Annotated in this window: 28 protein-coding genes and 1 other annotated feature; of the genes, 4 read left to right on the top strand and 24 right to left on the bottom strand. The window is 33.7% G+C overall.

All coding sequences use genetic code 11. The annotated features are described in order from the left end of the window. The first annotated feature begins 19 nt into the window (after positions 1-19). From AC1RPH_RS02310 to AC1RPH_RS02300, 3 genes are all read left to right on the top strand, one after another. Positions 20-667 carry a sunset domain-containing protein gene (locus AC1RPH_RS02310; protein WP_481761213.1) on the top strand — a complete coding sequence of 216 codons (648 nt, stop codon included), beginning with the start codon at positions 20-22 and terminating at the stop codon, positions 665-667. Then, positions 667-1,518: a DNA/RNA non-specific endonuclease gene (locus tag AC1RPH_RS02305; protein ID WP_481761212.1), complete on the top strand. Its 852-nt coding sequence runs from the start codon at positions 667-669 to the stop codon at positions 1,516-1,518. Before AC1RPH_RS02310 ends, AC1RPH_RS02305 begins: the two co-directional genes overlap by 1 nt. A gap of 91 nt (positions 1,519-1,609) precedes the next feature. Further along, complete coding sequence (locus tag AC1RPH_RS02300) at positions 1,610-2,176, top strand: hypothetical protein (RefSeq protein ID WP_481761211.1); 567 nt, start codon at positions 1,610-1,612, stop codon at positions 2,174-2,176. Positions 2,177-2,434: 258 nt separating this feature from the next. On the opposite strand, the gene gndA is transcribed toward AC1RPH_RS02300, so the two are convergent. Beyond that, a complete protein-coding gene (gene gndA, locus AC1RPH_RS02295; protein ID WP_481761210.1) occupies positions 2,435-3,856 on the bottom strand; it encodes an NADP-dependent phosphogluconate dehydrogenase in 1,422 nt (473 codons plus the stop codon). Between the two features lie 184 nt (positions 3,857-4,040). Here gndA and AC1RPH_RS02290 point away from each other — a divergent pair, with 184 nt between their 5' ends. Then, a complete protein-coding gene (locus AC1RPH_RS02290; protein ID WP_481761209.1) occupies positions 4,041-4,544 on the top strand; it encodes a hypothetical protein in 504 nt (167 codons plus the stop codon). Positions 4,545-4,623: 79 nt separating this feature from the next. Here the strand turns inward: AC1RPH_RS02290 and rpmF are convergent, their stop codons facing one another. From rpmF to AC1RPH_RS02175, 23 genes are all read right to left on the bottom strand, one after another. After that, positions 4,624-4,803 carry a 50S ribosomal protein L32 gene (rpmF, locus tag AC1RPH_RS02285; protein WP_057973392.1) on the bottom strand — a complete coding sequence of 60 codons (180 nt, stop codon included), beginning with the start codon at positions 4,801-4,803 and terminating at the stop codon, positions 4,624-4,626. Positions 4,804-4,858: 55 nt separating this feature from the next. Beyond that, entirely contained in the window at positions 4,859-5,407 is a 549-nt protein-coding gene (locus tag AC1RPH_RS02280) for a YceD family protein (RefSeq protein ID WP_409022679.1), read from the bottom strand. 80 nt (positions 5,408-5,487) lie between these two features. Beyond that, the gene (locus AC1RPH_RS02275; RefSeq protein ID WP_481761208.1) at positions 5,488-6,639 is read right to left on the bottom strand and encodes a nucleotidyltransferase; all 1,152 of its coding nucleotides are present in this window, start codon (positions 6,637-6,639) and stop codon (positions 5,488-5,490) included. Between the two features lie 2 nt (positions 6,640-6,641). Continuing rightward, a complete protein-coding gene (locus AC1RPH_RS02270; RefSeq protein ID WP_481761207.1) occupies positions 6,642-7,382 on the bottom strand; it encodes a class I SAM-dependent methyltransferase in 741 nt (246 codons plus the stop codon). Next, on the bottom strand, positions 7,382-7,738 hold the full coding sequence (rsfS, locus tag AC1RPH_RS02265) for a ribosome silencing factor (protein WP_481761206.1): 357 nt from the start codon (positions 7,736-7,738) through the stop codon (positions 7,382-7,384). Before rsfS ends, AC1RPH_RS02270 begins: the two co-directional genes overlap by 1 nt. A gap of 10 nt (positions 7,739-7,748) precedes the next feature. Then, entirely contained in the window at positions 7,749-8,342 is a 594-nt protein-coding gene (gene yqeK, locus AC1RPH_RS02260) for a bis(5'-nucleosyl)-tetraphosphatase (symmetrical) YqeK (protein ID WP_481761205.1), read from the bottom strand. Then, positions 8,335-8,982 carry a nicotinate-nucleotide adenylyltransferase gene (locus AC1RPH_RS02255; RefSeq protein WP_481761204.1) on the bottom strand — a complete coding sequence of 216 codons (648 nt, stop codon included), beginning with the start codon at positions 8,980-8,982 and terminating at the stop codon, positions 8,335-8,337. Before AC1RPH_RS02255 ends, yqeK begins: the two co-directional genes overlap by 8 nt. Positions 8,983-9,008: 26 nt before the next feature. After that, positions 9,009-9,323 carry a ribosome assembly RNA-binding protein YhbY gene (gene yhbY / locus AC1RPH_RS02250; RefSeq protein WP_409022685.1) on the bottom strand — a complete coding sequence of 105 codons (315 nt, stop codon included), beginning with the start codon at positions 9,321-9,323 and terminating at the stop codon, positions 9,009-9,011. 17 nt (positions 9,324-9,340) lie between these two features. Continuing rightward, positions 9,341-10,477 (bottom strand): ribosome biogenesis GTPase YqeH, encoded by a 1,137-nt coding sequence (gene yqeH, locus AC1RPH_RS02245; RefSeq protein WP_481761203.1) that lies wholly within the window; start codon positions 10,475-10,477, stop codon positions 9,341-9,343. After that, positions 10,470-11,003 carry a YqeG family HAD IIIA-type phosphatase gene (locus AC1RPH_RS02240; protein WP_409022687.1) on the bottom strand — a complete coding sequence of 178 codons (534 nt, stop codon included), beginning with the start codon at positions 11,001-11,003 and terminating at the stop codon, positions 10,470-10,472. The genes yqeH and AC1RPH_RS02240 overlap by 8 nt, the downstream gene beginning before the upstream one ends. Before the next feature lie 308 nt (positions 11,004-11,311). Further along, positions 11,312-11,671 (bottom strand): 50S ribosomal protein L20, encoded by a 360-nt coding sequence (gene rplT / locus AC1RPH_RS02235; RefSeq protein ID WP_409022688.1) that lies wholly within the window; start codon positions 11,669-11,671, stop codon positions 11,312-11,314. A gap of 58 nt (positions 11,672-11,729) precedes the next feature. Further along, entirely contained in the window at positions 11,730-11,930 is a 201-nt protein-coding gene (rpmI, locus tag AC1RPH_RS02230) for a 50S ribosomal protein L35 (RefSeq protein WP_057973380.1), read from the bottom strand. Between the two features lie 25 nt (positions 11,931-11,955). Beyond that, the gene (infC, locus tag AC1RPH_RS02225) at positions 11,956-12,456 is read right to left on the bottom strand and encodes a translation initiation factor IF-3 (protein WP_409022689.1); all 501 of its coding nucleotides are present in this window, start codon (positions 12,454-12,456) and stop codon (positions 11,956-11,958) included. Positions 12,457-12,512: 56 nt separating this feature from the next. Then, positions 12,513-12,650 (bottom strand) — a sequence feature (ribosomal protein L20 leader region). Between the two features lie 59 nt (positions 12,651-12,709). Then, positions 12,710-14,656, bottom strand: a complete 1,947-nt coding sequence (gene thrS, locus AC1RPH_RS02220) for a threonine--tRNA ligase (RefSeq protein WP_481761202.1) — start codon at positions 14,654-14,656, stop codon at positions 12,710-12,712. A gap of 327 nt (positions 14,657-14,983) precedes the next feature. After that, positions 14,984-15,922 (bottom strand): primosomal protein DnaI, encoded by a 939-nt coding sequence (gene dnaI / locus AC1RPH_RS02215; RefSeq protein WP_409022691.1) that lies wholly within the window; start codon positions 15,920-15,922, stop codon positions 14,984-14,986. Beyond that, positions 15,922-17,301, bottom strand: a complete 1,380-nt coding sequence (locus AC1RPH_RS02210) for a replication initiation and membrane attachment family protein (protein ID WP_481761201.1) — start codon at positions 17,299-17,301, stop codon at positions 15,922-15,924. The genes dnaI and AC1RPH_RS02210 overlap by 1 nt, the downstream gene beginning before the upstream one ends. A gap of 27 nt (positions 17,302-17,328) precedes the next feature. Then, on the bottom strand, positions 17,329-17,817 hold the full coding sequence (nrdR, locus tag AC1RPH_RS02205) for a transcriptional regulator NrdR (protein ID WP_409022693.1): 489 nt from the start codon (positions 17,815-17,817) through the stop codon (positions 17,329-17,331). A 32-nt stretch (positions 17,818-17,849) separates the two neighbouring features. Next, positions 17,850-18,449, bottom strand: coding sequence for a dephospho-CoA kinase (gene coaE / locus AC1RPH_RS02200; RefSeq protein WP_481761200.1), 600 nt, complete (start codon positions 18,447-18,449; stop codon positions 17,850-17,852). 2 nt (positions 18,450-18,451) lie between these two features. Further along, positions 18,452-19,285, bottom strand: a complete 834-nt coding sequence (gene mutM, locus AC1RPH_RS02195) for a DNA-formamidopyrimidine glycosylase (protein WP_481761199.1) — start codon at positions 19,283-19,285, stop codon at positions 18,452-18,454. A 21-nt stretch (positions 19,286-19,306) separates the two neighbouring features. After that, on the bottom strand, positions 19,307-21,988 hold the full coding sequence (polA, locus tag AC1RPH_RS02190) for a DNA polymerase I (protein WP_481761198.1): 2,682 nt from the start codon (positions 21,986-21,988) through the stop codon (positions 19,307-19,309). 152 nt (positions 21,989-22,140) lie between these two features. Then, on the bottom strand, positions 22,141-22,842 hold the full coding sequence (locus AC1RPH_RS02185) for a Bax inhibitor-1/YccA family protein (RefSeq protein WP_481761197.1): 702 nt from the start codon (positions 22,840-22,842) through the stop codon (positions 22,141-22,143). A gap of 297 nt (positions 22,843-23,139) precedes the next feature. Further along, positions 23,140-24,471, bottom strand: a complete 1,332-nt coding sequence (murC, locus tag AC1RPH_RS02180; RefSeq protein ID WP_481761401.1) for a UDP-N-acetylmuramate--L-alanine ligase — start codon at positions 24,469-24,471, stop codon at positions 23,140-23,142. A 69-nt stretch (positions 24,472-24,540) separates the two neighbouring features. Then, positions 24,541-26,095: DNA translocase FtsK (locus AC1RPH_RS02175; RefSeq protein WP_481761196.1), on the bottom strand; the 1,555-nt coding region annotated here is incomplete at its 5' end.

Here is a 26,095-nt window from a genome sequence, read left to right as displayed (position 1 = left end):
CTTTGGAGGAACACGTATTATGAACGTTTTATTTGCACTTATTTTTTTTATTTCAATATATTTTATTATTTACTACACAGTTAAAAGATTTATGACAAAAACTAAAAATCCAAATATATACACTAAAATCAAGAAACGGGTTTGGTACCCTACTGCTGTACTGATCATTTCACTTGTAGGCATTGGGATGACTAGTCAGGCCGAACCAACTAAAAAACAATCGCCCCTTACTACCGTAACAAAAGTTGGCTCTGCCGATAAGAAAAAGGCAGAGTCAAAATATGAATCTATAAAAAAAGAAGTTTCTTCAAAAGAATCTGAAGCTGAATCATTGAGTAAAAAATTAAATGAGAAAGAATCTAAAGCCACTTCTGAAAAAGAAAGTGAATCTAAAGCTAAATCTAAATCTGAAAGTTCTCAAAGACTAGCTGCAAAAAAAGAACAAGAACATTTTAACAGCGTTCAAAAAGAAAATAATTCTACATCTACGGATTCATCTAACGCAGATTCTGTTACTACTGGCGGAGGATCCATCATCGGTAATACTAATTCTAAAATTTACCATACTCCCGGTCAAACTGGTTATAAAATGAGTAAATCAAATGCGATTACTTTCCAAACAGAACAAGCCGCTCAAGATGCTGGATATAGAAAGGCGAAAAAATAATGAAATCAACTAATCATTTATTAATACGTGTTCTAATTTTATCATTCACTTTTATTGGTATCAGTAACACGACTACCGTTTTAGCAAAATCTGATTCACATGTTACTTACGACTATACTGCCAAAAAGCAAGCAGAAGAAATTAATAATAAAGTTGATAAAGAACAAGTGAAATTAGACAAACTTAACAAAGAAATCAAAGAATTAAAAAATAAGTTAGCTAAATATGATAGTAAAGATTCTTCAAAAAAAGAAACAACTAAAAAATCTAAGACACTTGATTTATCATCTCTAAACTATAGTGATAAATCTGAAATAGAAGTTAATAATAATATTCCTACTTTCAGCGAAAGCACCCTATCTACTAGTAAAGGTACTTGGGAAGCGTACAGCAACCTAGATTCTCTGAATCGTGCTGGAACCGCCAATGCAATGTTAAGTAAATCTTTAATGCCTACCGCGAAACGCGAAGGGTTAACTTGGAACCCTACTGGCTGGAAAAATAAACGTATTAGTAACGGATGGTTATATAATCGTAGCCATTTAATTGGTTATCAATTATCAGGTCAGAACAATAATCCAAAGAATTTAATTACGGGTACTCGTGAACTGAATGCACCTGAAATGCTTGCCCATGAAATGGATATAGCTACTTACCTTAAAGAACATCCTAATAACTATATTAGATACCGCGTTACTCCAATATTCAGAGGAGATGAACTTCTTGCTCGTGGCGTACAAATGGAAGCTCAATCTATTGGTAGCTCCTCAATTAAATTCAATACTTACATTTTTAATGTAGAGGCCGGTGTTACTCTTAATTATAGGGATGGTACTAGTACACTAAATTAAACAAATAGATAACGGGCGTATAGATACTTCGAGTGGGTTCAATTCCCACTGCTCGCTTTTTACTATAAAAATATTTGGAGGAATTTGTGTTATGAATAAAAAAATAACAATAGTCGGGATTACTGCCATCACACTACTTTCACTAACTGCATGTGGGAATAGCAAGAATACAAGTAAGGATTCTTCATCTTCTGAGGCTGCATCATCTAGTATTATAAAAGCTAAAAAGGAATCAAGTAAGAAAGAGTCCATAAAAAAAGCAACTTCCGAAAGTAAAGCATCATCAGAATCATCTGCTCAAGCATCTAGCATCTCAGCTGCAAGTTCTTCAATTACCGCAGCTGAAAGTTCTATTGCCGCAAGCTCTTCTAGTATTGAGGCTGAGAAAAATAACGTTACTACCACTGAAAAATCTACAAGTTCATCTACATCAACTAAGATGACGCAATCAAAAGCTGAATCACTTGCTTTAAGCTATTTTAAATCATTCAATAATGAGACAAGCGACTGGGAACCAAAAGTTAAATCAAGCGATACTTTAGATAAAGGTAATAAATATATTGTATCCGTCTTCGATACTGAAACACACATGGTAGAATTTGACGTCAATAAATCTACTGGAAAAGTCACTTCTCCAAATTTAGGATATCAACGTTAATTTTTAAAGAGTGATAACAATTTTGTGTTTGTTAATTTTACATGGAGTCGGTACCTCCTTTAACAGCATTGAAGATCTACTTGGTCATTCCAATGTAAGGATTACCCAAATCTATATAACAGTAACTTCAAAACTATTACAATATTTAGATACTTAACTCAAACGTAACCAAAAGCGTAACCAAAAGAAAAAAAGGCCTATCTAACAACTTTTAAATCGTTGTTAGATAGCCTTTTTTAGTATATTTATTAACTTTTTTTATTGTTCAGTATACCAAGTATAGTGGAATGAACCTGGTTTATCAGTACGTTCATACGTATGAGCACCAAAGTAATCACGTTGTGCTTGAATTAAATTAGCAGGTAAAACTTCTGAACGGTATTGATCGTAATACGTAATTGCTGCACTGAATCCAGGAACTGGAATACCAGCTTTAACAGCAATACCAACGATATCTCGAACTGATTCTTGATATTTTTTAACAATATCTTTGAAGTAACCATCTAATAAGATGTTATTTAAATCAGCTTTTTCGTCAAATGCGTCAGTAATATTTTGTAAGAAACGGGCACGAATGATACATCCAGCACGCCAAATCTTAGCCATATCACCAAAGTTTAAATCCCATTCATAATGTTCTGAGGCAACACGTAATTGTTCAAATCCTTGTGCATAACTCATGATTTTACTAAAGTATAATGCTTCACGAATTTTTTCAATTAATTCTTTTTTATCTAATTCACCTAATTTAACTTCTGGTTTAGGTAAAACTTTACTTGCTTCAACACGTTCTTCTTTCATTGCTGAAATGTAACGTGCATAAACAGATTCAGAAATAACTGACTGAGGAACACCTAATTCAAGTGCACTCTGTGATGACCACTTACCAGTACCTTTATTTCCAGCACGATCGAGGATAACATCAACAATAGGTTTACCAGTGCCTAAATCATCTTTACGTGTTAAGATATCAGCAGTAATTTCGATCAAGTAACTATCCAATTCACCTTTGTTCCAGTCAGAGAAGATATCAGCGATTTCATCAACTGAGAGGCCTAATAAATCTCTTAACAAATGATATGATTCAGAAATTAATTCCATATCACCATATTCAATTCCATTATGAACCATCTTAACATAATGACCAGCACCGTTAGGACCGATATAAGTCACACATGGTGTCCCATCGCTAGCTTTAGCAGACATTTCCTCAAGAATTGGTGCAACAAGGTCATATGCCTCTTTTTGGCCACCTGGCATCATTGATGGTCCTTCAAGTGCACCAATTTCGCCACCTGAAACGCCCATTCCAATAAAGTTAATTCCAGAATTATCTAATTCTGCATTACGGCGTACTGTATCTTCAAAGTAAGTATTACCACCATCAATTAAAACATCACCTTTATCTAAGAATGGTAATAGTTCTGCAATAACAGCATCAGTTGGTTTGCCAGCTTTTACCATGATAATAATTCTTCTAGGTTTTTCTAATGAATCTGCAAAATCCTTAATTGAGTAGCTGGGTACTAATTTTTTTTCTGAGTGGTCTTTCATAACTTGCTCAGTTTTAGCTCCCGTTCTATTATAAATAGCTACCGTACGGCCACGACTCTCAGCATTCAATGCGAGATTTTTACCCATAACAGCCATTCCAATAACACCAATTTGTGCTTTATCCATTATAATACCTCCTACATTTCTTTAATTTTTTGTGAATCAAAAACCATGTAATCTAAGAAAGTATCAGCTACCGACTTTGTCAATAAACCCATTTAACTTTCAACGTCAATTATACACTAGACATCAAAAATTCCTATCTATTTTACCTTTTTTTGTTATACTGATTTCAGGAGGTCTTTCAAATATGAAATTAGTTGAAGTACAAGAATTATATTATGCCATCGATACTTTTTTATACAGTCGCGCAAAAGCAGAATTTTCTAACAATATCCCTACTTTTGACTTAGTTGTCCAAGTTAACGACAAATTATTAACGGCCGATTTTTTAGATTTAAAAGATAGTCGAATTCAAATTTATAGTACCACAAGTCAGCACACTATCGCATCTCAGTCAATTCCTTACGAAAATGACAGTAGTAATGCTTTCATCAGTCCGATAAGAAAAACAATCTTTAAAAATTATCGTTCCGAATTTTCAGGCTGGTCTAATCTTAGTAACAAACCAGAGTTATTACTTCTAGATTTGATAGATTTAATTAAATCTATCAAATCGCCCACTTTTAAGGCTGTTAAAACACCGGCTAAAAATGTAACTTATATTGAAAGCCATGCCAAATTACCTTTTCAATTTTTTGATCCAGAGACAGACTTCAAAATTATAAGTTTGAAAATTAGTGAAAAAAAATAAGATTCAATTGAATCTTATTTTTTTTGTACAGAAAAAGCCTTAACACCATGGTTGTTAAGGCTTTTTACTTAATGTAGATTTAGTTGTTTACTTTTACGACTTCTTTTCCGTCATAAAAACCACAGCTAGGACATACATAATGTGATTTTCTTAATTCGCCACAGTTAGGGCAAGCGCTCATACCTGGGACAGTTAACTTGTAATGCGTACGACGCATTCTCTTACGTGTTTTTGATGTTTTACGTGCTGGTACTGCCATTATCAAACACCTCCTTTAAAATTATCCAAAACTTTTAATAAAAGTATTGTTATGTTTATTCCTCTTCAGAACCATCATTATCAAAAAAATTTTGTAATGAGGCAAATCGAGGATCAACTTTTTCTTTTCTAACCTGTACGAGTTTATCTTCAGTAAGAACTTCCCAGTCGTCTCCGGTTGGTAAATCTTCTGCTTTTCTCTCATCATCAGTCAGTATCTGCATCGGAATCTGTAATAACACATTATCCTCTATCACAGAATTCAAATTGAGCATATCTTCTTCCAAAATAATTACAACATCATTTTTATCAAACCGTTCAAGTGCTTTATCGCGATAGCCTACATAAAATTCATCAACTGAAAAATTTAATGGGACATCGACACTCTTTAATGATCGTGTTGATGGCATTTCAACTGTTAAACTAACGTTAAAATGACCAATGACATCTTGATGATCTGCTGACAGAATGCCCGTAACATGGACTTCTGAAACAGCTGTAATTGTTTTGTTGCGCAGCATTAATCCTTCGGAAAGGTTTAACATTTCGTCAACTTGAAGTGGTTCATCACTTTGTTTTTTTAACTCAACTAAGGACCATTTCATGCAAATATGCCTCCTAATGCAACGCTTATGATTATACCTGTGATTAAAAACATTGTCAATGGTATATCCTTGACAGTATGTTAATTAATTTGTTTAGGTCTTCTAAAAAGATCCGATTTTTTATGACTAACTAGCCCATAAATAATTCCTGCTCGATAATCTAATTGGTAAAGTCCCTCTTTATCCTTTTTACTAATTTTTGTTATTATAGGATATGGCACTTCCTTTTTTAAATGATTAAGCAGCGTTTGACCTTTTTTTGAGAACCCTAAGACATGATAATAAGGCTGCTTATATTGTTTGTCAATTTCATTTTGCTTTATTTGTAACAAAATATAAGTTGCTAGTCTTGAGATTTTTGTATAAGTTACTCGTTTCGACTTAACGGCTTGGACCCAATCATCAAAATTAGCCTCGTCAGGCAACTTTTCGTACTGCTGCAACAAACGATACTCAATACCCTCAGACATGCCATAAATCGACGATAATTGACCTGGTGTTGATAGACTCAACTGATATCGAAGATATGGCCAAAAATCTGTCCAATCGGCCCATCTTTCATTTTCTGAATCAAGTCGAGTTTGATTAGGAACAACTTCTACAATCGATTCTTGATGTTGAACTGCTAATCTAATTGCTGTTGCACTTGTAATTTTTTGAGTATCAACAAATTTTGTTTCATGGTAATCAGCCTCTATACGTTGAATCGGACATAACTGGATTTCGGCTTTTTCGGCTATGCAGGCTTCAGCATAAGCTAAACCTAACAAATCATTAGGCCGATTAATTTGAACACCTGTTTTTTCAAAAACAGCTCGTTGATATTGTGTGGCATACGTTTCATTAAACTGATTAAACTCACTATCTAACGTTTGAATTTCAGTTGCGATAGTCATAAAATCCAAATCAGGATGTTCAGCACCAAAAACAAGTCTGGTTATCTTTAATCCGGCCAATAATTTAATGGCACCTTGAGCAAACAAATCAGCCGGTTGAACAGAAAATGCAACGGGTAACTCAACTATTAAATCAACACCAGATTGCAATGCTTGCTCCGTACGGCTCTCTTTATCAAGTGCAGCTGGAATACCTCTCTGTAAGAATTGTCCGCTCATAAGGGCAATAATCGTCGTATCAGGATACTTTTCTTTTATTTGATTAATCTGATACAAATGTCCGTTATGAAACGGATTATATTCAACAATAACCCCAGTCGTGTCCAAGTAACTCACTCCTATTTATCGCAGACAAAAAATAGTCTTGTTGTTTTATCATCAACTTGACTTGTGCCAAAATCAGCCGAAATTTTAATATTCTTAAATCCAGCATTTTTTAACAATTCAGTATACGTATTAACTGAATATGTTCGTTCATGATGGTCCTCAGTTAGACGTTCAAATTGACAGTTAGTATCATTTTTGACAAAAAAAGTTAATTCATGAACGACACTGTGTGGCTCTTCATCTTTAAATGTTGACCACAAAAAAGCTTGATCATCATCCTGATAGTTGTACATATAACCTGGATAAATCTCATCCGTTTGATAGGTTGAGATAACATCAAAAATGAATCGACCATTTTCTTGTAGTAATCCATGAATTGATTTAAAAACGTTTCCTACAGCATCAGCGTCAGGTAAATAACAAAATGAGTCAGCAAAACAAGTTACCGCATCAAATTGTGGTAACTCTGCCTCTTCCAAATTCATCATATCACCTTGTACTAAAGGCAAGGATACATTCGCATCCTGTGCGTGTTGGTCAGCAATTGATAACATTTCTTCAGATAAATCTAAACCAACGACTGAATAACCAGATTGCGTTAAAGCAATTGCTAATTGACCTGCACCACAAGCTAATTCAAGAATTTCAGTTTTCTTATCAGGAACTTGTGTTTCGACAAATGTTTGCCAAGAATCATATAAATCAGGATCCATTAATTGATCATACAATTTTGAAAAGGTGGTATAAATCATTATTCTTCAATCCATGCTGATAAATCTACAGATGCGCCTTCAGACCAGAATTTTTCAAGATCATAAAATTCACGTGATTCAGTTTTAAATACATGCACAATTAAATCTCCAAAATCTAATAAAACCCAACTAGTTGAATTACGTCCTTCAATACGACGGACTTCAACACCTGCTAGTTCTTCTTGATCTTGAATTTCTTTGACGATAGCCTTAACTTGGTGAGCTGAGTCAGCTTGTGTCACCATGAAATAATCAGCTAATAGACTAATTTCATGGACATCAATAGCCACCGTCTTTTCGCCACGTTTACTGTCAGCAGCCTTAACTGCGATTTCTAATTTTTCTATACTATTCATTATTACTCCTCTATTCTGCGACCCATTTATTAAAGGTCAAAATTGTTTTAGGATACACTCTTTTATTGGTATTAATTAAATAACTTAGTGTATGTTTTGTTTCAAATCCAACAGCTGCATCCAAACTTTCAAATGCTTTTTTTCGTGCTTCAAGAACGCCAGAGAACGTCCTACCTTCTTCGATGAAATCAGCGACGTAGACAATTTTATCCAACAAATCCATCTCAACATCGCCTGTCGTATGCTTCACAATTGATGTTAAAATTTTATCATCTGTAATACCTAATTCATCATGTATCAACTCTGCGCCAACAATTCCATGCCAGATAGCATTCCCCCAATTTAATAAATCAGGATCCATATGTTTTTGCTTAATTGTTCTGATAAAGGTGTCATCTGTCCGCTCCTTGGCATAATCATGAATAAGTCCAGCAATACTTGCTCTTTCAATATCACCATTATTATTTTGAGCAAGTTCAATTGCAGATTTTTCAACATTTAACACATGCTGAAATCTTTTTTCACTCAAAGTTTCCTTCAAAATCTGTACTAATTCTTCTCTAGTTCCACTAAAAAGATTATTAGAATAAACTAAATTATTCACGATACAACCCTTCTTTCTCAATATAATTTGAGACTGCCTTAGGTACTAAATAATTAATTGAACAGCCTTTTTTTATCTTATCTCGAATTTGTGTTGAACTAATATCAATTGTTGGTACATCAACCCAAAGTATAGGATACTGACTTGTTTGTTCAAATCCCGTTCGTTTAACTCCAACAAAATGTACTAATTTTACTAATTCATCAATACGAGACCATTTCGGTAAATAATCTACCATATCGCCGCCAATAATAAAATAGTAATCATTTTCCGGATGAGCTGCTTTTAAAGCAACCACAGTGTCATAGGTGTAGCTAATACCACCGCGATTAATTTCAGTATCTTCCAGCTTAAACTTATCGTTATCCGCGATACTTTGATTAACCATATCAAGGCGATACTTTGCATCAATTGCTTCCTTTTTATCCACATGTGGTGGTGTTGCATCCGGCATAAATCGAACTTCACTTAATCCTAATTGCTGACAAACTTGATCAGCAATTATTAAATGACCTAAGTGAGGCGGATTAAACGTACCCCCGAGAATTCCAACACGCTTTTTCGTATTATCAAGAATGGGTTTAGTCTTAAATTTCGTAACTAAATTAATTTCTTTTAATTTTTGGACTTGAATAGTCAAGCTAAAAACCTCCTCAAAATTTTAAATTAAGCGAGTAAATTAACTTTGTCAGAGATATCTCGATTTTCGACATCTGTTGCTGCTTGATAAAGCACTAATGTATGACCAATCACTTGAACAACTTGAATTGAACTATTAGATTCAATAAAAATACGAACTTCATTTGTATCAATTGTTGCATTTTGTAGCATGTTAATTTTGATTAATTCGCGTTTTTCAATTGCTTCGCGAATTTGGTTTAACCAGTTAGTAGACACGCCTTCTTTTCCAACTTGGAAAAGTGGACGTAAATGATGTGCCTGACTGCGTAGATATCTTTTTTGTTTGCCTCTTAATGTCATATGTTAGTTAACTCCTCTTATATCATTGCTTTACGTAAAAGAACCGAAACACCTTTTGGTGCCCAGCCAGCGACTTTAGCACCCTCATTAATGGTTACCCATCCAAGTCCGGCAAAAACTAAATCACTTTTTTGTGTTGCTTTAAATTCAAAACGAACTAATTCTGGGAAGTCGTTCATTTCATCATCTGTTGGTGGATTTAATAAACCACCAGCATGTTTCTCATAAAATTCACTTGCAGTCTCAGTTTTTGTTCTATGAATCATTAAATCATTATCAAGATAAACGACAACACCAGGAGTTCCCCCTGAAATGTAATCAAATCTTGCAACAGCCCCAAAGAATAATGTTTGGTTTTCATTTAACTGATAGACGCGTTGTTTAATTTCTTTTTGAGGAGAAACTAATCTTAGCGCCTTACCTGATAGATAATGAGCCATCTGGTCTTGATGAATAATACCTGGTGTATCAATTAAAGCTCGATCATCGTCCAATGGAATTTCAATCTTATCAAGCGTAGTTCCTGGGAATCTTGAAGTTGTAATCAGGTCTTGGACACCTGTTCTTTGTTTAATGATTTGATTAATCAATGTTGATTTACCAACATTAGTTACTCCAACAACGTACACATCACGGCCTTCACGATACTTTTCAATTAATTCTAATAATTCATCAATCGCAAAGTTTTTTGTTGCACTTGTCAATGCAACATCAATTGGTCGTAATCCTTGTAAATTAGCTTGTTGTCTCATCCAATCCTTTAACTTCGAACGTCTCAATGACTTAGGCAATAAATCAGCTTTATTTCCAACCATTAAAACAGGATTATCACCCACAAATCGATGTAATCCAGGAATTAGACTACCATTAAAATCAAAAATATCAATAACGTTGACGATTAATGCATCAGCACTACCAATTTGATTCAATAATTTTAGGAAATCATCATCAGTTAACTTAACGTCAGCAATTTCATTGTAATGTCGTAGTCTAAAACATCTTTGGCAATATAGTTCATTTGTTTCAAGTCCTTTTTTTACTGCGGATTTAGGTGTATAGCCTAATTCATCTACTTCTTCACTTTGAATTTTTGAGCCACAGCCAATACAAAAAAGATCTTCGTCAATTTCTGGTACTTCAATTATGTCAGTCATCCAATGAATTCCCCCATTTAGTTTTAAAATCGTGTTTTTTAATTAAGTGATTTTTAATTCTTTTTTCAATGAAACGATTAGGTTTTGTATTCCAAGCGTCTGATTCAACAAGTGGTTTAACCAATATACTTTTAATGCCCGCATTATTCGCAGCAGCAATATCAGTCATCAATTGATCACCTATTAAAACTAAATCTTGATTATTCATCTTAAATTCATTTTTAACTTGGTTAATTCCTTTTGTAAATGGTTTTAGAGCTCTGGAAACAAATGGTAATCCAATATGTTCCAGTGCCTTTTCAATACGTTCGTGACTATTGTTAGATACAACAATCACTGGAATTGAAGCCGCAGCTATAAGCTCTAACCAATTCTTCAATTCTGGGGTTCCGTTTGGGTTATCCCATGCAATTAATGTATTGTCTAAATCAGTCATAACAACTTTAATTCCATGATTTTGTAAATCCTCTGGTGTTAAATCATAAATTGATTCAACCATCCAAGTTGGTTTATATCTCTCAAGCATGTTAGCTACCTCAATTTTAGAATAATAATCTAAGTATAATGTACTTTCAACAAAATTGCATGTTTTCCATGAAAACAAATGAAATTAATTTTATTTTCTCATTTTAAAATAATAGAAACGAGTTATTTCAATTTTATATTGCTCTTTTTAAGATTATATTTTGTCTTATTAGTTACATAGACCATAATCATTGATATCACATAAAATTTTTTTGATTTCACTAAAAATAACATACTTAACTTATTTACAGAAATTTTATTAAAAAAAGAGGATACTTGACAATTGGTCAAGTATCCTCTTAAAAGTTATTATTTACTTAATGCTTTTTTAGCTTCTTCTGCAACAGCAGCAAATGCTGCTGAATCTTTAACAGCTAATTCAGCTAACATTTTACGGTTAACTTCAATTTCAGCTAATTTCAAGCCATGCATCATCTTGCTGTAACTTAAACCATTCATACGTGCTGCAGCGTTAATACGTGCAATCCATAGACGACGGAAGTTACGTTTTGTTTGATGGCGATCACGGAATGAATATTGGTACGATTTCATTACTTGTTGTTTAGCTACCTTAAATTGGATATGTTTTGATCCACGGTAACCTTTTGCTAATTTAAGCATTCTTTTGCGACGTTGACGTGTAACGGTTCCACCTTTAACTCGTGGCATGAAAATTCCTCCTTATTGAGCCATTTAAAAATGGCATCAATTGTCTAATTTATATTTATTATTTCATTTGTGAAAGCATTTGTTTGATACGCTTGTTATCTGATGCTGACACTGTAGTTGATTTGCTTAATTGACGACGTTGTTTCTTAGTTTTACCATGCATACGATGACTTGTATATGCTTTAGAGCGTTTTAAGCCACCATTTCCTGTACGTTTAAAACGTTTTGCTGATGCACGATGAGTCTTTTGTTTTGGCATAATCTAATATCCTCCTAATATAGCTTTACTTTTCAGCCTTAGGTGCAAGCATCATGAACATACTACGTCCATCCATCTTCGCTCTTGATTCAACTGATGCAACTTCTTTAGCTGCGTCAGCGAAGCGATTCAAGACATCACGTCCGATTTCTTTATGCGTAATTGCACGGCCTTTAAATCTAATTGATACTTTAACCTTATCACCTTTTGCAAGGAATTTTGAGGCATTTTTCAATTTTGTATTGAAATCGTTAATATCAATCGTTGGACTAAGTCTAACTTCTTTAACATTAACAATCTTTTGGTTTTTACGGGCTTCTCTTTGTTTCTTTTGTAATTCGAAACGGTACTTCCCGTAATCCATAATCTTAGCAACAGGTGGTTTTGAGTTAGCGGCAACAACAACAACATCTAAATTAGCAATTTCTGCCATATCTAGTGCTTCTTGTTTCGTTTTAACACCAAGTTGTTCGCCATCATCACCGATCAAACGAAGTTCCGATGCGCGGATACCTTCATTGACCATTTTGTCTACTTTATCAACTGCTATGGCAATGCACCTCCAAATTTTTTTGAGAAAAAACACAGAAAAACGGGCAACAATAATAAATTATCGCAGCCCGCTTGAAATCCATTTTAATTGGAATTTAATTTCAATAATATTCTGCCCAGAGACTCTTTGTCTCTTCAGGCGAGAAGCGGGAGCCTCTGCTTTTTCTTAACTTTTATATCATACCAACTTGAAGACTCATTGTCAAGCAAATTAAAATGAGTCTTTTTTATGCTTTACGACTATAGTTGGCAATTTCTTTTGTAATGTTGTTAATAAAATCTTCTTTTGTAAAGATATTTGAATCATCTTCACCATGTCGACGAACAGAAACTGTATTTTCAGCTACTTCATTATCACCGACAACTAAAATATAAGGTACTTTAGTAACTTGCGCTTGACGCATCTTATAACCCATCTTTTCGTTACGTTCATCAACCGTTACTCGTACACCACGAGCAACTAAGTTAGCACGTAAATCATGCGCATAATCGGCATGAAGATCGTTTTTAACAGGAATAATTGTTACCTGTTTAGGAGCCAACCAAGTTGGGAATGCTCCTTTGTACATTTCTGTTAAGTAAGCTGTAAAACGTTCCATCGTTGAAACAAGTCCACGATGAATCATAACAGGACGGTGTTCTTCACCATCATCACCGATGTATGATAATTCAAATTTTTCAGGCATCATGAAATCTAATTGAATTGTTGATAACGTTTCATCATTTCCTAACGCTGTTTTTGTTTGAACATCTAATTTAGGACCGTAAAATGCTGCTTCTCCTTCAGCTTCGTAGTAATCTAAGCCTAAATCATCCATAGCACCTTTTAACATACTTTGTGATTTTGTCCACATTTCATTATCATCAAAGTATTTCTCTGTGTTAGCTGGATCACGATAGCTCAAACGGAATGAATAGTCAGCAATCCCAAAGTCATCATAAACTTCCATCATTAAACGAAGGACGCTTTTAAATTCTTCTTGAATTTGATCAGGAGCAACGAAAGTATGACCATCATTTAATGTCATTTCACGTACACGTTGTAAACCAGAAAGTGCACCTGATTTTTCATAACGATGCATCATTCCTAATTCAGCAATTCTGATAGGAAGATCACGATATGAACGAATATGATGCTTGTAAACTTGAATATGTGAAGGACAGTTCATTGGACGTAACTCTAACTCTTCGCCATCACCCATGTCCATTGGTGGGAACATGTCTTCGCGATAATGGTCCCAATGACCAGAAGTTTTATATAAATCCAAGTTGGCTAAGATTGGTGTGTAAACATGATCATAACCATTTGAAACTTCCTTATCAACAATGTAGCGTTCAATCGTACGACGAATTGTAGCACCATTAGGTAACCAGTATGGTAATCCTGCACCAACTTTTGGATCTACAAAGAATAAATCTAAGTCATTACCAATTACTCGATGATCGCGTTCACGTGCTTCTTGACGACGAACTAATTCAGCATCTAAATCTTTTTGTTTAAAGAACGCTGTACCATAAACACGTTGTAACATCGGATTACTTGATTTACCTTGCCAATATGCACCAGCAACTGATAATAATTGGAAAATTTTAACATCAGCAGTTGAGCGTAATTGTGCGCCATCGCTTAAGTTAACGAATTCACCTTGTTTGTAAATTTCAACTTGTCCATTTTCATCAGTAGCTTCAACTACTAATTCAGCACGATATGGGTCACCAGCAAATAATTCAAGAGCTTCAGCTTTTGAAACTAATTGACGTTCAATTTTCAAATTTTCTTTAACAATTGATTTCATCTTATCTTGAATTTTCTTCAAATCATCAACGCTAACTTGTGTTTCACCATTATCTGTATCAAAATAGAAACCATTTTCAATATCAGAACTCATACCAAATTTCATACCTGGGTATAATTGTTGTAACGCATTAGCTAAAACTTGAGCAGCTGTATGCCATAAAACGATTAATCCGTCTGCAGATTCTTTAGTAACAATTTCGATAGCGCCGTCTGCCTCTAATGGACGAAGATAATCAACCAAAACACCATTGAATTTACCGGCAATTGATTTTTTAGCTAAACTAGGACTAATTGACTTTGCAACGTCTTCAGTCGTAATACCTGAATCAAACTCTTTAACTGCGCCATCTGGAAATGTAATATTTATTTTTGACATGTTAACTTCCTCCATTGTTTTAATATTTTTTGATACAAAAAAAGTCCCTAATACACAAATAAAATCGTGTATTAGGGACGTCGATTAACGTGGTTCCACCCAAATTCAAAGTTTTGCCGAAACAAAACTTTCTCCATAGATTTTAACGGATCCAATCCGACCTGATAAAAATCAGGCAACATTATGGAAGTGGTCATCACTTATTCTCTGCCAGAAAAGCTTTCAGCTATGCTTTCCCTCCCTGCGGACATAAAAAAAGAATGTAATCTTCCGTATCAATTTAATAACTATTTAACCATTTTTAGTGAAATTTAGCAACTATTATTCTTATTTAGGTCGACGATTTTTTCCAACAATCTTAACTTCTTTTGCTAAAAAGTGAATTCGTTCCATAATTCTTTTTGCCTTAAGAGGCTCGTCTTCACCCTTTTGACTAATACGTAAATGCTCATCTTCTAGTTGTTTCATCGAAAAATTAGAACTAAAGAAAGTTGGTAATTCTTCTTGCATGCGATATTGTAAAATAACACCTAAAATATCATCACGAACCCAACTAGACATTGCATCGGCACCAATATCATCAATCATTAAAATTTCAGATTTTTTAACAGCATTTAGCATGTCATAAACACGATTATCACTAATAGCATTTTTAATTTCAACTGCAAAACTAGGGAAATGCATTAAAGTCGTTTGGTATCCTCGACTTGCTAATTCATTGGCCATAGCACCTAAAAGATATGTTTTACCAACGCCAAAGCTACCATAAAAATACATTGCTTGGTGATAAGATTTAGGACTATCAACAAATGTTGTTATAAATTTTAAACTCTGGCTAAGTGCATCCCCACGTTCATCCATATCAAAGCCATTCATAGTCGCGTTTTTGATATCTTTAGACATACTCATTGATTTAACTCGCTTAGCTAATGCTCTACTTTTTTGAGCCTCGATAAAAGAATCTGTTGGTACATAGGAAACATCAATCATATGATTATTCAAAACCAATTGTGGCTTATAACCTGGTGCTATCATTCCTTTACCAAGAATAATTTTATTTTTTTCAGATAAGAATTCATACAATTTTGCATCAGCGCGTCGAATACTATCCTCTGTTAATTCAGCTTTATTTCTATCTAAAAAAGCGATGACATCTGAATCTTCATAAACTTTTCTCATTAAATCACGATAATTAACATTAGGATATCTTTCACTCAGGTTGTCCTTTTCAAGAAATTTTTTGATTTCTGTCCCTAAATCTTCCATCATTTTCCTCCTTTGGGTGCTGTTTTATTAAATTCAGCAAGTTGTCTTTTTAGTTCATCCTTATCAACTTTTACATCCACTTTTGGTGCTTGATAGTCATCTTTAGCCCAATCAGGCAATGTCTCTTTTTTAATTATTTTTCTTTGTCGTTGGTTTGACGCCTTAGTTTCAGTCTTTTTATTGTTAAATTGTCGAACCTGATTAATGGCTTCTTCAGGTGTCTTCACTTTTTGCTGTGACCAATCATTAGCCATAGTATCGACAAACGATTTATTAAGTGTTGATAAATCACGGTCAATCAAAATGTAATGAATCAGAATATTAATGACTGAATTAGAAAATATCTGTCGTTGAATAAGTTGCTGTAACAGATATGCTTCACTGTCAGTGACATATCCACCCTTGCTTTCTTTTAACGATTTCAAAAAATCAAAAGGTTTATAGGCTTCACTCGCAAGAATTAACTGCGAATCCTCTTCAGAAAAACCAACTTTTTTTAGCGTTTCAACAGATTTCATATTAACCTTTTTATTATCACTACTTGTTAAATCTTCTTGTTTTTTCAGTTTAATTTGTTGATTATATTTGTGAGCAATATGTTGCTTGAATGAATTATAATCAACTTCATTTGTTGATAAGTCAGCTGAATCTCCAATAAATTGGGCCATTTCGATTTCATCAATACCATACAAGAGATGCTCTGAAATAATTAAATCCCGCTGTTCATTGATATTATCCAAAGAAACGAAACTCTTTTCCAGTAGTTCAATAAAAAATTTAAAATCAAATGACTCAATACTACCTGACTCAACTAACTTTTTCGGTATCTTCTTGTCCGTTGAAAAAACTTTTTTACTTTCAGAAATAATATCAGGTTTATTAGACAAATGATCTTGATTAACTTGGAAAACATCTAAGAAACTTTTAGATGTTTCTTTGAAGCCATCTAATTTTAAAATTGGTAACGCAAATCGAGTGGTAATTTCTTTGTACCTACCATCACCAATCGATTCCCAGAGTAAAGTGCTTAGTAAATCATCTGTAAAAAAATCAGTTGCTTGCAAAGGTCGACGCAATTGATAGACAACAACTTTTCCTATTGCATCCTCTTTTTCAAAGCTCTTCAAAAGCCCTAAAGCTTCAAGGGCACTTCTTGCTTCATAAAACATTGCTATGTCAATATTTAGTAATGCAAGTAATTCACTATGCATCTTTCGATTAGATAATTGTGGATTTTGACCTGCCTCACCTTTCAATAGAGCAAATAGACCACTCGCAATCACACCCATAACAGGTTGATACAAGTAGTCTAGTCGTTCAATATCATCATTTGTAACTTTTTCATCCATTAAAACGACATAACCGTCTTTCGGACTCATATTTCCGCATATATCAATCATTGATTATCATTCCTTCAAATCCGGTTTATCTGTAGGTGTTTTATCACGAGCCATCATTTCATTTAATTCTTTTAAGAAAACACTCATATCTTTAAATTGGCGATAAACACTAGCAAATCTAATGTACGCAATTTCATCTACATCAGCCAATAATCCCATAACATATTCACCAATTAGTTGGCTAGAAATTTCATTTTCACCTAATGCTCTAACATTATTTTCCACTTGATCCACAAGATGAGTGATAGCTTTCATTGAAACTGGTCTTTTCTCAGCAGAACTGATAATACCTTTAAGAATCTTTTCACGATTAAATTCTTCACGTGTTCCATTTTTTTTAATAACAAGTAGTGGTGTAGCTTCAACTCGTTCAAATGTTGTGAATCTAAATTCACAATTTTCACATTCACGACGTCGTCTGATAACGCGACCTTCATCTGTTGGTCGACTGTCAACGACTCGAGAGCCATTATGTTGGCAATGTGGACATTTCATTGTGACACCTCATTATTTTTTATTTACATTATTTAACCATTAATTTGATTACTAAGCCAGTTTAGCACTTGAACCCTTGTAACGGCAACCGTTGTTGAATTATCTATTACAAAATCTGCTAAATCTTTTTTCTTTTGAATGGGCCATTGTGCTTTAACCCTTAACATCGCCTCATCTAAAGACAATTCATCCCGCTTCATTAAACGTTCTAATTGTGCTGTTTCAGGTACATAGATAACCATTACTGCATCACAAAGTAATTGGTAGTTTTGCTCAAATAATAAAGGCATATCCAAAATAATTAACTGGCTACCTAATTTTTTTTGGACTTCTATTTGTGACAAGATTTCTTTTCTAATAGCAGGAACCATAATGCCGTTCAATTTTTTTAACTCTGTTGCATCATTAAAAACTAGCTGACCTAACTCTTTTCGATTCAAATTCCCGGTTAATGATAAATATTTTTCACCAAATGTTTGAATGATTATTTTTAATGTTACAGATTCTGGTTCAACAGCTTGTCTCGCAATAACGTCTGCATCAATAACTGTGATATTTTCTTCTCTAAAAATACGACTAACTGTTGATTTACCTGTTGCTATGCCACCAGTTAGTCCAAGAATATAAGTCATTTTTAAACTTCCTTTAACGGTTGGCAATGTGGACAGTAGTGTGTCCCTCGTTGTGCCACTTTTATTTTAACAATAGGCGCTCCGCATCTAGGACATGGTTTTCCTGTTTGACCATAGACATTCAAATCAAATTGGAACAAACCCGTCTCACCAAACGCACCCGTATAGGATCTAATTGTTGTTCCACCAGCTTGTACCGCAGTGGCTAGCTCAAGAATAATATTTTTACGTAATATAGCTAATTTCCTATCAGAAATTAAATTTGCTGGCTGTTCCGGATTAATTTTACTCATCCATAAAACTTCATCAACATAAATATTTCCAAGACCAGCAACCGCTTCTTGATTTAATAACACAGGCTTGATTGCCATATGCTTACGAGATAAATATTTTTTGAAATAACTGAGCTTAAAATCATCTTCTGTCGGTTCTGGTCCTAGCTTCTTAAGTCCCGAAAGTTCACGTTCTCGACCTGTGGGGATTAGTTGCATGCGTCCAAACTTACGAACATCATTGTATCTTAAATCTTGCCCATCAGTTAAATGAAATATGACGTGGGAATGTTTTTCAATTGGTTCATCTGATCCACGGACAAAATATTTGCCTTCCATTCTTAAATGAGAAACCATTGTCATTTTACTATCAAAACGAAAAAGTAAGTATTTACCCAGTCTATCGATTGATTCAATCTTTCTACCTTCTAATTCACGCTTAAAATCTAGTACATCCCCAGATACAATTTTAGGCCATAAAACATCAATTGATTTAATTGTCTTACCTATAACTAATTGACTAAGACCTCTTCGAACCGTTTCAACTTCTGGTAATTCTGGCATATAATTACCCCCAACCACTTTTTATTTAGTATCAAACCAACTATCACCAAACGCACTCTCAACTTTTAAAGGAACCTCTAAAGAAACAGCAGCGTCCATAACTTCAGGAACTTTCTTTTGCAAGATAGCAATTTCTTCTTCAGGTGCTTCAAAAATTAATTCATCATGTACTTGTAATAACATTTTGGCTTGTAAATGTTCTTCTTCTAACATTTTGTTCATATTAATCATCGCTACTTTAATAATATCCGCAGCACTACCTTGAATTGGGGTATTCATTGCAGTTCTTTCAGCAAAAGAACGTAAATTAAAGTTTCGACTGTTAATATCTGGTAAATAACGACGACGATGGAATAATGTTTCAACATAGCCCTTATCTTTAGCTTCACGCACAACGCTTTCCATGTAGTTCTTAACGCCTGTAAATTCATTTAAATAAGTATCAATAAATGTTTGTGCTTGTTTTCTAGTAATCCCAATATTTTGTGACAATCCATAATCACTAATACCATAAACAATCCCAAAATTGACTGCCTTAGCTGTTCGACGCATATTTGACGTCACGTCATCTGGCGATTCTAAACTAAAAATTTTCATTGCTGTATTAGCATGGATATCGATTCCTTCTTTAAAAGCTTCTTGCATATTAGCATCATGCGCAATATGGGCCAAAACACGCAACTCAATTTGTGAATAGTCAGATGAGAATATTTTCCATCCCTTATGTTCAGGTATAAATGCTTGTCTAATTTTCTTACCTTCAGGAACGCGGACCGGAATATTTTGTAGATTAGGATCTACAGATGATAATCGGCCTGTCGCTGTCAGTGTTTGTAGGTATCTTGTATGAACTTTCTTATCTTCATGTCTAACTTTTAATAATCCTTCAACATACGTTGATTGAATTTTTGCAATTTGTCGATATTTTAAAATTAAATCTGCAATTGGAGCTATTGTACTAAGTTGTTCTAAAACATCAACTGCAGTTGAGTAACCTGTTTTAGTTTTTTTAACAACAGGTAATTTTAATTTTTCAAATAAAATAACGCCTAATTGTTTTGGTGAATTAATATTAAATTCTTCACCAGCTTCACTATAAATTTTAGTTTCCATATCACTTAAAATAGTTGAAAATTCCTTTTTCATAATCTTCAATCTATCGGCATCCACATTAATGCCTTGAATTTCCATCTTGGCTAATACAAGTGAAAGAGGAAGTTCCATATCCGTGTACAAATCCATTTGCTCATGATCAACTAATCCGGCCATTAATGGTTCTTTCAAAAGATTTAAGGCGTCAACTTTCGATGCCATATGACTAAAGAAAATATCATCATCTTCTGGAATTGCACGTTTAACGCCTTTACCATATACCTCTTCATCAGACTTAACGTCATAGTAATCATGTTTCTGTGCAACTTTACTAAGATCATTACTATTATCACTTGTATCTAACAAATATGAAGCCAACAAAAGATCGAATTCAGTTCCTGCAAGTTGAATGTCCAATCGGTTCAATGCTACATAATTACGTTTAAAATTAAATACATTCTTTTTAATTTTATCATTTGAAAGAATTGAAACTAAAGTTTTAGATTTTAACAAATCAACATCTCGTGTTACGAAAAATTGATTGCCATCACCTATCGCAAATCCATCAAAATCTGCTGTATGATAATTATCTTCCAACATCTCTAAATAAAAAGAAATTGGTTGTGATAATTTAGATAATTCATCTAAATTATCACTAGTTAATACTTTATAATCTGTCTTTTTAGGTTCTGGAAATAAATTCATTTCTACACTATCTGATGCTGAATTTAAATTTAATTGACTTAAAAATTTTTTAAAATCCATTTTTTCATAGAAAGCAACTAACTTATCTAAGTCTTTTCCATCCCATTTTGTATCAGGAAAATCGATTGTGATAGGTGCATCTTGTCGAATTCTGGCTAAATCTTTGCTCATAAATGCTTGATCTTTATCTTCAATTAAATGCTCTTTCATTTTACTTTTCTTTAATTGATCAATATTTTCGTAAAGATTCTCCATTGAGTCATATTCTGTTAATAATTTAATTGCAGTCTTCTCACCAACTTTAGTAACACCGGGATAATTATCTGACGTATCGCCAACTAATCCCTTCATATCAATAATTTGCAATGGTGTTAATCCAAATTTTTCCATTACATGCTCTGGTGTAAATTTTTCGATTTCACTAACGCCTTTTTTTGTGACAGAAACTGTTACTTTATCGGTTGTTAATTGTGTTAAATCTCGATCTCCAGTCACAATAGTCACATTATATCCAGCTTCTTCACCTTTTTTTGCCATTGTGCCTATAATGTCATCTGCTTCAAAATCAATTAATTCGTAAGTTTTAATGCCGTATCCTGCTAGTAATTCTCTAAAATATGGCATTTGTTCTTTTAGTTCTGGCGGTGTTTTTGATCTACCGGCCTTGTAATTATCATATTTTTTAGTTCTAAATGTTGTCTTTCCTGCATCAAATGCAACTAATACATGTGTCGGTTTTTCGGTATCTAATATGACATTCAACATATTATTAAACCCATATAATGCATTTGTATGTAACCCAGCTTGGTTTGTAAATCTATCTACAGATTGGTACAATGCAAAAAATGCACGATAGGCAATACTGTTTCCATCAATCAATAGTAGTTTCTCATTAGTATTAGTCATTTAATATCCGTCTCCTTTGAAAATCTCTATCTCTATTTTACCAAACATCAGCCGTGATTAATAATGAATACGCTAATAACTCAATAAAGTAATAAAAACCCCCAAGTTATAAATCCTTAACTTGGAGGTTTAACCTTCTTATTTATGAATTACTAATCTCTACCACCGTAACCAAAGATTTGTAAGAATGAAATGAATAAATTAATAAAATCAAGATATAACATTAGTGCACCTGTCATAGCTAAGTTAGAAACTGAAACATTGCTATCTCGTTGTAAAAATACTTGTCTTAATTTTTGTGTGTCCCACGCTGTTAAAATGGTGAAAATAATCACAGCGATATATGAGAATACGTAATTAATAAGTTCACTTTGTAAGAATAAATTTACAAATGAAGCAACAATTAGTCCAACCAAAGCTGCTAATGCCTGTGTGCCTAATTTAGTTAAATCTCGTTTAGTAACATTTCCTAAAATGGTCATCGTAACGAATACAGCCGAACTTGCGGCAAATGCAGCAATGATATTCCCGACTGAATACATTGATATAATCAACGACAACGTTACGCCCTCAAGTACAGAATACCCCATCAATAAAGCAAATGTTACAAATGGTGCCCTTGATGCCTTTACGTTAATATTTAAGACAACCACCAATTGGACAATAAATAATGCCCAAATTGACCATGAATGTTCTGCCATAAAGCCATAAACTAATTTTTGAAATACTGTCAATGTTAAAAATGCTGTGACAGCTGAAACGCCAACTGCAAGCGCCATATACCCATATAATTTTGCTAAAAAATGATTTAATCCATCTTTTTCATTAATAATAACGCTATTTTGATTATCCATCTTATTTTCCTCCTTGTTAATTAAGAAATCATGTTTAAAATATTGTGATTAATACACTAAAACCTATTACAACTAATTTAATAAAATGAAATAAGTTAGAGCAATACTACTTATTTTAATCAGAATACAACATGACTTTTAACCTCATACAGCATTAACCTTTTTAAAGGATAACCCCTTGTATGTATAAGGACAAGTGTACCAAATCATGTAAAATTATCAAGAATTTTCACTTTTCGTAAAAAAAAATTAAGTAATAAAAAAGAAATGATTCGAAAATCATTTCTTTTTCAGCAACTAATTATTTTTAAAACTTAAATTACTCAATAATTCTTCATATGCATATTCATATTTTTGGACATCTCCAGCGCCCATAAAAATAACAACTGCATTATTGTAATCAAGTAATGGCGAAAGATTATCAAGTTTGATAATCTCGCCACCCTTAACAATCTTTGCACCAAGATCTTCACTAGAAACATTACCTGATGTTTCACGAGCAGAACTGAAAATATCCGTTAAATAAACCTTATCGGCAAGATTCAAACTAATTGCAAAATCATCCATCAACGCAATAGTTCTACTAAACGTATGTGGTTGGAAGACCGCAATTAATTCTTTATCAGGATATTTTTGACGAGCAGCATCAATTGTTGCTTTAATTTCTGATGGATGATGTGCGTAATCATCAATAATTGTCATATCACCAATATACTTTTCGCTAAACCGGCGTTTAACCCCTTTAAAACTTAATAATTCACTTGCAATTTCTTCTAAATCAACTTTTTCAAAATACGAAACAGCAATAACGGCCAAACTATTTAAGATATTATGTTCACCAAAAATTGGAATTTGGTAATGACCTAATGATGTATCGTGATAATAAACATCGAATTCAGAACCTTTAGTTGTTCGTTTTATATCACGAGCTTGGAAATCATCAGAATCCTTTGTACCATAATAATAAATTGGAACATCAGCTTTTATTTTACGGAGTAAAGGATCATCTCCCCAAGCAAATATTCCTTTTTTGGTTTGTTTTGCAACTGTTTCAAATGAATCAAAAACGTCATCAATACCAGTAAAATAATCTGGATGATCAAAATCAATATTAGTCATAATTGAATAATCTGGGTGATAGGCAACAAAATGTCGACGGTATTCATCTGCTTCATAAACAAAGAATCTTGCATCAGGTTTTCCTTTACCAGTACCATCCCCAATTAAGTAACTCGTTGGTGCAATACCACTTAAGACATGTGCAAGCAATCCTGTTGTACTTGTTTTACCATGAGAGCCGGCAACACCAATACTTGTGTAACCTTCCATTAATCGACTTAACATTTCAGGATAACTGACAATATCTAATCCCATTTCACGTGCCTTTTTAAGTTCAGGATGATCCGCTGTAAATGCATTTCCCGCAATTACAGTCAAACCTTCATGGATATTTTTTTCATCAAATGAATAAACCTTAATATTAGCTAATTCTAATCCACGTTGTGTGAATGTATATTGGTCAATATCAGAGCCTTCAACCTTAAATCCTTGATCGTGTAAAATTAATGCTAAAGAACTCATCCCTGAGCCTTTTATTCCTACAAAATAATATACTTTTTGGTTATTCATCATTATCCCCTTTTCTGACATTATTCATTCATAATTTTACCATAAAATGAGTTAATATTCAGTTTGTCGTTAAAATTCTTCTCTCATCCGTCTGAGTTCATCTTCATTTAAATACACATCTCGAGGTTTCGACCCCTTAGCATGTGAGATATGTTGCTGATTTTCAAGTTCGTCAATAATATTGGCAGCTCTATTATACCCAATTGAAAAGACGCGCTGTAATTTAGAAGTTGAAATGGTTTGTTCGTGCGCAATAAAATCTAAAATACCTGGCAATAAATCATCTTGTTGTTCATTTTGATCTGCCATTTTTTTCAGTCCATCTGGATTAAATGCATATCTTGGCTTTCCTTGAGTTCTAACAAAATCTGTAATTAAATCTACTTCATCTTCTATATACGTTCCTTGTAACCTAACAGCCTGACTTGATCCATTACCTAGATAGAGCATATCGCCTCGTCCAAGTAATTTTTCAGCACCGGCCGTATCCAAGATAGTTCTCGAGTCAATTTGACTAGAAACCATAAATGCAATTCGAGTTGGAATATTATTTTTAATTGTACCCGTAACAACATCAACACTTGGTCGTTGTGTAGCCAGAATTAAATGAATTCCTGCTGCTCTAGCTTTTTGTGTAATTCTTGCAATATATTCTTGAACTTCATTTGAAGCAACCATCATTAAATCAGCTAATTCATCAATAATAATTAAAATATACGGCATCTTTAGGCCAAAATCGCCATTAGCTTCTGCTTTTTGATTAAAGTTACCAATATTTTTAGCTCCAGCTGCAGCTAATTTTTGATAGCGTTCTTCCATTTCATCAACAGCCCATTTCAAAGCTGCCGAAGCTGCTTTTGCATCTGATATAACAGGTGCTAATAAATGAGGAATATCATGATATGGCGCTAATTCGACAGCTTTAGGATCAATCAATAACAATTTAACTTCGTTTGGTGTTGCCTTATATAAAATAGAAACTAATAAACTATTGATAAAAACTGACTTACCAGACCCTGTAGCACCAGCAATTAATCCATGCGGCATTTTTTGTAAGTTAGTTACTTGTGCTTCACCAAATAAATCGACACCTAACGCCACCGTCAATGGTGATTTATTTTCTATAAACACTGGAGATCTCAATACTTCCGAGAGAAGGACTGGTCTTGATTTTAAATTAGGTATTTCAATTCCAACACTACTACGTCCAGGAATTGGCGCCTCTACACGGATATCTTTTGCAGCAAGCGCTAGTTTCAAGTCATCAACAAGGTTGGTAATCTTACTTACCTTAACACCAGCAGCTAATGATACTTCAAATTGGGTCACCGTTGGCCCAACTGTCCAGCCATCAACTTCTGCATTAACATGGAATGCTTCCAATGTATTATTTAATACATCAATTTGAGAAAGTACCCAATCATCTAATTCACCAGCATTTTCTAAAATAGGATCTGGTAATAAATCAAGTGATGGAAATTGATAACTTGCATCTGACCTTTTGACTTCTTCATCTGACTGATTATCATAATAGCTATCTTGTACTTCTTGTACTTCTTGTACTTCTTGTACTTCTTGTACTTCTTGTACTTCTTGTACTTCTTGTACTTCTTGTACTTCTTGT

This window comes from Dellaglioa sp. CoH-57-MRSF-16, assembly GCF_056782055.1.
The sequence above is the reverse complement of the archived record's forward strand: the minus strand, read 5'-3'. Positions and strand labels throughout refer to the sequence as shown.

Coding starts and splice junctions, on each gene's coding strand:
- AC1RPH_RS02310 (WP_481761213.1), top strand. CDS start 20: ATGAACGTTTTATTTGCACTTATTTTTTTTATTTCAATATATTTTATT.
- AC1RPH_RS02305 (WP_481761212.1), top strand. CDS start 667: ATGAAATCAACTAATCATTTATTAATACGTGTTCTAATTTTATCATTC.
- AC1RPH_RS02300 (WP_481761211.1), top strand. CDS start 1,610: ATGAATAAAAAAATAACAATAGTCGGGATTACTGCCATCACACTACTT.
- gndA (WP_481761210.1), bottom strand. CDS start 3,856: ATGGATAAAGCACAAATTGGTGTTATTGGAATGGCTGTTATGGGTAAA.
- AC1RPH_RS02290 (WP_481761209.1), top strand. CDS start 4,041: ATGAAATTAGTTGAAGTACAAGAATTATATTATGCCATCGATACTTTT.
- rpmF (WP_057973392.1), bottom strand. CDS start 4,803: ATGGCAGTACCAGCACGTAAAACATCAAAAACACGTAAGAGAATGCGT.
- AC1RPH_RS02280 (WP_409022679.1), bottom strand. CDS start 5,407: ATGAAATGGTCCTTAGTTGAGTTAAAAAAACAAAGTGATGAACCACTT.
- AC1RPH_RS02270 (WP_481761207.1), bottom strand. CDS start 7,382: ATGATTTATACCACCTTTTCAAAATTGTATGATCAATTAATGGATCCT.
- rsfS (WP_481761206.1), bottom strand. CDS start 7,738: ATGAATAGTATAGAAAAATTAGAAATCGCAGTTAAGGCTGCTGACAGT.
- yhbY (WP_409022685.1), bottom strand. CDS start 9,323: ATGACATTAAGAGGCAAACAAAAAAGATATCTACGCAGTCAGGCACAT.
- yqeH (WP_481761203.1), bottom strand. CDS start 10,477: ATGACTGACATAATTGAAGTACCAGAAATTGACGAAGATCTTTTTTGT.
- AC1RPH_RS02240 (WP_409022687.1), bottom strand. CDS start 11,003: ATGCTTGAGAGATATAAACCAACTTGGATGGTTGAATCAATTTATGAT.
- rplT (WP_409022688.1), bottom strand. CDS start 11,671: ATGCCACGAGTTAAAGGTGGAACCGTTACACGTCAACGTCGCAAAAGA.
- rpmI (WP_057973380.1), bottom strand. CDS start 11,930: ATGCCAAAACAAAAGACTCATCGTGCATCAGCAAAACGTTTTAAACGT.
- infC (WP_409022689.1), bottom strand. CDS start 12,456: ATGGTCAATGAAGGTATCCGCGCATCGGAACTTCGTTTGATCGGTGAT.
- thrS (WP_481761202.1), bottom strand. CDS start 14,656: ATGTCAAAAATAAATATTACATTTCCAGATGGCGCAGTTAAAGAGTTT.
- dnaI (WP_409022691.1), bottom strand. CDS start 15,922: ATGGAAGATTTAGGGACAGAAATCAAAAAATTTCTTGAAAAGGACAAC.
- AC1RPH_RS02210 (WP_481761201.1), bottom strand. CDS start 17,301: ATGAGTCCGAAAGACGGTTATGTCGTTTTAATGGATGAAAAAGTTACA.
- nrdR (WP_409022693.1), bottom strand. CDS start 17,817: ATGAAATGTCCACATTGCCAACATAATGGCTCTCGAGTCGTTGACAGT.
- coaE (WP_481761200.1), bottom strand. CDS start 18,449: ATGACTTATATTCTTGGACTAACTGGTGGCATAGCAACAGGTAAATCA.
- mutM (WP_481761199.1), bottom strand. CDS start 19,285: ATGCCAGAATTACCAGAAGTTGAAACGGTTCGAAGAGGTCTTAGTCAA.
- polA (WP_481761198.1), bottom strand. CDS start 21,988: ATGACTAATACTAATGAGAAACTACTATTGATTGATGGAAACAGTATT.
- AC1RPH_RS02185 (WP_481761197.1), bottom strand. CDS start 22,842: ATGGATAATCAAAATAGCGTTATTATTAATGAAAAAGATGGATTAAAT.
- murC (WP_481761401.1), bottom strand. CDS start 24,471: ATGAATAACCAAAAAGTATATTATTTTGTAGGAATAAAAGGCTCAGGG.